The organism is Bacteroidota bacterium (assembly GCA_018816945.1).
In the GTDB taxonomy this organism is placed as follows: domain Bacteria; phylum Bacteroidota; class Bacteroidia; order Bacteroidales.
The window spans coordinates 1-4,313 of sequence record JAHIVC010000004.1 but is presented as its reverse complement, the minus strand read 5'-3'; the positions used below and the strand labels follow the sequence as shown (position 1 = coordinate 4,313).

At 37.9% G+C, this 4,313-nt stretch carries 5 protein-coding genes; 2 read left to right on the top strand and 3 right to left on the bottom strand.

All coding sequences use genetic code 11. The features are described 5' to 3' along the window. Together KKG99_00070 and KKG99_00065 are read left to right on the top strand one after the other, a co-directional pair. Window positions 1-343 (top strand): TlpA family protein disulfide reductase (locus KKG99_00070; protein MBU1011370.1); only part of this gene is annotated, 343 nt, incomplete at its 5' end. Between the two features lie 3 nt (window positions 344-346). Beyond that, on the top strand, window positions 347-943 hold the full coding sequence (locus KKG99_00065; GenBank protein MBU1011369.1) for a thioredoxin family protein: 597 nt from the start codon (window positions 347-349) through the stop codon (window positions 941-943). A 147-nt stretch (window positions 944-1,090) separates the two neighbouring features. On the opposite strand, the gene KKG99_00060 is transcribed toward KKG99_00065, so the two are convergent. The 3 genes from KKG99_00060 to KKG99_00050 all read right to left on the bottom strand — a co-directional run bounded on the left by KKG99_00060 (window position 1,091) and on the right by KKG99_00050 (window position 3,741). Further along, the gene (locus KKG99_00060; protein ID MBU1011368.1) at window positions 1,091-1,852 is read right to left on the bottom strand and encodes an endonuclease/exonuclease/phosphatase family protein; all 762 of its coding nucleotides are present in this window, start codon (window positions 1,850-1,852) and stop codon (window positions 1,091-1,093) included. Between the two features lie 85 nt (window positions 1,853-1,937). Continuing rightward, the gene (locus KKG99_00055) at window positions 1,938-2,876 is read right to left on the bottom strand and encodes an NAD(P)-dependent alcohol dehydrogenase (GenBank protein ID MBU1011367.1); all 939 of its coding nucleotides are present in this window, start codon (window positions 2,874-2,876) and stop codon (window positions 1,938-1,940) included. 232 nt (window positions 2,877-3,108) lie between these two features. Then, window positions 3,109-3,741 (bottom strand): DUF2441 domain-containing protein, encoded by a 633-nt coding sequence (locus KKG99_00050; GenBank protein ID MBU1011366.1) that lies wholly within the window; start codon window positions 3,739-3,741, stop codon window positions 3,109-3,111. Window positions 3,742-4,313: the final 572 nt, after the last annotated feature.

The following is a 4,313-nucleotide window of genomic DNA, read 5'->3' as shown; positions in this document are numbered from 1 at the left end:
TTTTTGGGCTACCTGGTGTAAACCATGCGTTCATGAACTTCCCGATTTTGAGCAATTGGCCGCTGATTATAAAAATGAAAAGGTGAAATTTTTACTGGTAAGTTTGGATTTTCCTCAGCATGTAGAAACACAGGTAATCCCATTTATCAAAGAACACAAGCTTAAATCGGAAGTCGTGCTCCTTTTTGATACCAATGCGAATGTATGGATCAATAAGGTTTCGGGAGAATGGTCCGGATCTATTCCGGCTACCTTGGTGTATAATAAAAACTTTAGAAAATTTCGTGAGGGTGCATACTCTTATGATGAATTAAAATCAATCATTGAATTAAATAAACTATAAAACATGAAAAAAACAATCATATTTATTTTCGTACTCGTTTTGAGTACTGCTGCATTTGCCGATGGATTAAAAATTGGTGATAAAGCTTTCAATTTCACATTAAAGGACGTGGAAGGCAAGATGGTTTCGCTAAGTGATTACAAGGCTGCCAAAGGGGTGATTTTAACATTTACCTGTAATGTCTGCCCTTATGCCATTGCCTATCAGGATCGTCTTATCGCGATTGATAAAAAATATAAAGATCTGGGATATCCTGTTATTGCAATCAATCCGAATGATCCTGAAGTGCAGCCCGGCGATTCATACGAAGCAATGCATGAAAGGGCACATGAAAAAGGATACACCTTTCCTTATCTTTTCGACGAAGGACAGGAGGTTTATCCTGTATATGGAGCAACCCGAACGCCTCATATTTTTTTATTGGAAAACAAGGGTGGCGAGTTTGTGGTTCGATATATAGGTGCCATTGATGATAATTACGCTGATGCAGCAGCAGTTAAAGAAACTTATCTTGAAAACGCAATTAATGCACTTTTGGCAGGAAAAACGCCTGTAACTGCCGAAACTAAAGCCATTGGCTGTACTATCAAGACTAAGTAACCAGGTTAAGTTAGGTTAATAATTATAGGCCCTTCAGAAATGGAGGGCTTTTTTGCATTCGGGAGATATGATTCTTGTAGACTTATTTAATAAATATAATTCCCCTGTGCTTGCTCCTGAATAAAAGATTAAGGGCTAGCCCTGGGGTTAATACCATTTAATTTCAATCAGCACCGGAAAGTGATCGGAGATGCAAAGATTATTAATTCGCCTGTCGTCGATATGACGATAACTGTAAATTTCTAAATTTTTGGTAAAAATGTAATCGATCCGATTATCTGTCGCCAGGGTATTATTAAAGCCGTTAAAAGTGCCTAAAGGACCGTAAAATTTCTTTTCGGCAATTTCAAATCCGTAATCCAACGCTTTCCTCAATAGGGTGATGGGTTCGGATGTCGGTTCAGCGTTTAAATCTCCCATCACAACCACTTTCTCCTTAATTAATCCGAAAGCTGCAATTTTTTGAAGAATCAATTCTGCCGACATTTTTCGGGCTAAAGTTCCAAAATGGTCAAAATGGGTATTAAAGATGTGAATGGTTTCATTCGTGATTATATTTTTGAATTTCCCATAGGTACAAATCCGTTCCATCGAAGCATCCCAACCAACCGAAATGGTATCGGGATGCTCAGAAAGCCAAAAGGTTTCCTGGGCAATCAGACTGAATTTTGTGGTATCGAAATAAATGGCACTAAATTCTCCTTTTTTATCCCCGTCATCACGGCCAATGCCGATATAGTTATAGTTGGCGCAATGCTGCTGTATAAATGTCACCTGATGATACAATCCTTCCTGTATGCCCAGAAAATCGGGATGATAATAGGCGATTAAACCGACCACTTCATTTTTTCTGAATTCCCACGAATTTTCATGGTCGTTCGGGTTATCATATCTGATATTAAAGGTCATGATGCCGGTAGTTTGACCGTATATTTGAAAACTCCCCAATAAGATCACTGATCCTAAAATGCCGCGTATTAAATTCTTCATTGTTTTAGGTGATGTTGATGACCACTTTTCCGCTTGAGTGTCCCTGACTTAAATAGTTCATTGCCTCTGTGGCTTGTTCCAGCGTGTACCTGCGTTCGATGATGGGTTTGATTTTGCCTTTATCAAGCAGGCTTGCCAGCAGTTCCAAATCCTCTTTTGTTGATTTTGCCGCTACTGACCGCATCTTTTTCGATCCAAATGAAAATACCCGGCCAAAAAGCAATGATTTGGCAATCTGGGACAGGGAGCCTCCAACCATGACATAAATACCACCCGTAGCCAGACATTTCCGATAGCTTAAAAGCGGGTAATTCCCGTTAATGCCTAAAATCAGGTGATAACGTTTATCGCTTTTCGTGAAATCTTCTTTGCTGTAGTCGATCACAAAATCGGCACCCAACGAAAAGGATTGTTGCACATTTTTTGAGCTGCATACGCCTGTAACTTCGCTCTCAAAATATTTGGCAAGTTGAATGGCGAATGTTCCCACACCGCCGGCGCAACCCACGATTAAAACTTGATGGCCCTTTTTGATCTTGCCTTTGTTGCGCAGTGCCTGAAGTGCTGTTGTTGCCGCCATAGGCAAGGTAGCAGCATCTTCGAATGAAATGCTTGCGGGTTTGATGATGATTGCTTTTTCAGGAACGGCGACATATTCGGCTAAACCTCCGAAACCAAAGCCCGCAAGGTCGCCCATGACTTCATCGCCCGGCTTAAACTGTGTTACGTTCGTGCCGACCGATTCGATACAACCCGCAATATCGGCTCCAAAAATTTTGTTTTTAGGGATGAGCCCCATTTTCATGGAACGATAATCAGCGGCGTTTAATGAAACTACTTTTATTTTGATTAAAACTTCGCTGTCCTTTACTACTGGTTTTTCGATCTGAGTATAACTCAATTTTACGGGAGACGCTTTTTTATTATAAAGTACAGCTTTCATTTGATTCATGTTTTAGCAATTTAGTTTTATTTACTGTTAGTCCCTAGCTAGTCTAGTGGGCGCGGACTTGCCTGCCGCAGGCTGGTAGTCCGCGCCAGTTAAATCAGTCCAAGATTAAAAAGATGCCCGGACGTGGACGCTTGCCTGCGGAAGGCAGGTCCGCGCTAGCTGAGCGGAGACAACGCACCGCACGAACCCCGCAATGCAATTTACAAAATGTTAGGCACAGCTTTTATTTTATTTTATCTACAATCTCAAAATTACCTTCAAATAAAAATTCAATCTCATCTCTGTCATTGTATTTACCTCTCCAGTATTCTGTCGCATTTAATCTAGCAGTATATAAATCTCTATTTTGAATAATATCAATAAATTTCCCACTTGTTTTATGTATTTTCCCATTTAATTTAAGTTTGAGAATTGTCGGACATTTAAACATGTCTGACCATTTACGTAAATCTTCTATTGTTTCTGTAATCCAGATACAACTCTGCCTTGATGGTAATTGTGGATTAATCTCCTTTCGTATAAATTCAAATATTGTTTCTTGTTGAAATTGAATTGTTTTGTTGAAATAGTCGTTTATTTGGTCAATGTAATATTTTGAGTTATTTATTAATATTTGTTTTTCTCTTATGTTTTTCTCAAATTCCTCGTTATGTATAATTCCTTCTATTTTCTCAATTTTAGGATTCAAATCAATATTAGACAAGCTGTTTTTTAATTCAAGAACACATTCTTTCAAGGATGAGAAGTAGTAATTCTCTGTCTTTTTAGAGAAATTTATGAAATCTCCAATTTCCCAATTTTTGTTTAATCCATTTTTTCTTTGGCAATGATAAAATATTTCATCTTTTACTTCCATTGTACTTATGTGTCATCAAGTTGTGCCTCACTCTGTTATATGTTCACCTTTATTCCAGAATATCATCCATATTGTGATGTAATGTTTACTTTTTGTGTTTCTAAATATATCGTTAATTTTTCAATCATCCAATATGATTTAAATATTAATCGGGGAGCAAGATCAAATATATAAAAAATACAAATGTGTTTGAGGTTTAAACCCATAAAAAATGCACCCCGGGTTTATCGGGACAGGATGATGAAGTATAACACGGCAGTTAGGTCCGCCAGCGAATTGCCCTTTTTATATATATACATATTTTTGGGGACCACTCAAAATGATTCAATCTCCTTTCTGTTTATAATTTGGCATACCGAGTGAGAATATTTTATAACTTACACTGCCAATTTTTAACTTTAAATGAAATGAAAAAGACAAGCCTTTTTATTATTGCAATATTTGCAATTAGCGCGTTATTTGCTCAAAGCAAGTATGCTCCCAAAGAAATTACGGTTAAGGATTACGATCGTGCCGTTGCATTCATGTATGGACCCGACGAACCTTTGGAACTTAATACCAATGTGCGGATT

Excerpts from the sequence above, each read along its gene's own strand:
- KKG99_00050 (MBU1011366.1), bottom strand. The coding sequence starts at position 3,741 with ATGGAAGTAAAAGATGAAATATTTTATCATTGCCAAAGAAAAAATGGA.
- KKG99_00065 (MBU1011369.1), top strand. The coding sequence starts at position 347 with ATGAAAAAAACAATCATATTTATTTTCGTACTCGTTTTGAGTACTGCT.
- KKG99_00055 (MBU1011367.1), bottom strand. The coding sequence starts at position 2,876 with ATGAAAGCTGTACTTTATAATAAAAAAGCGTCTCCCGTAAAATTGAGT.
- KKG99_00060 (MBU1011368.1), bottom strand. The coding sequence starts at position 1,852 with ATGACCTTTAATATCAGATATGATAACCCGAACGACCATGAAAATTCG.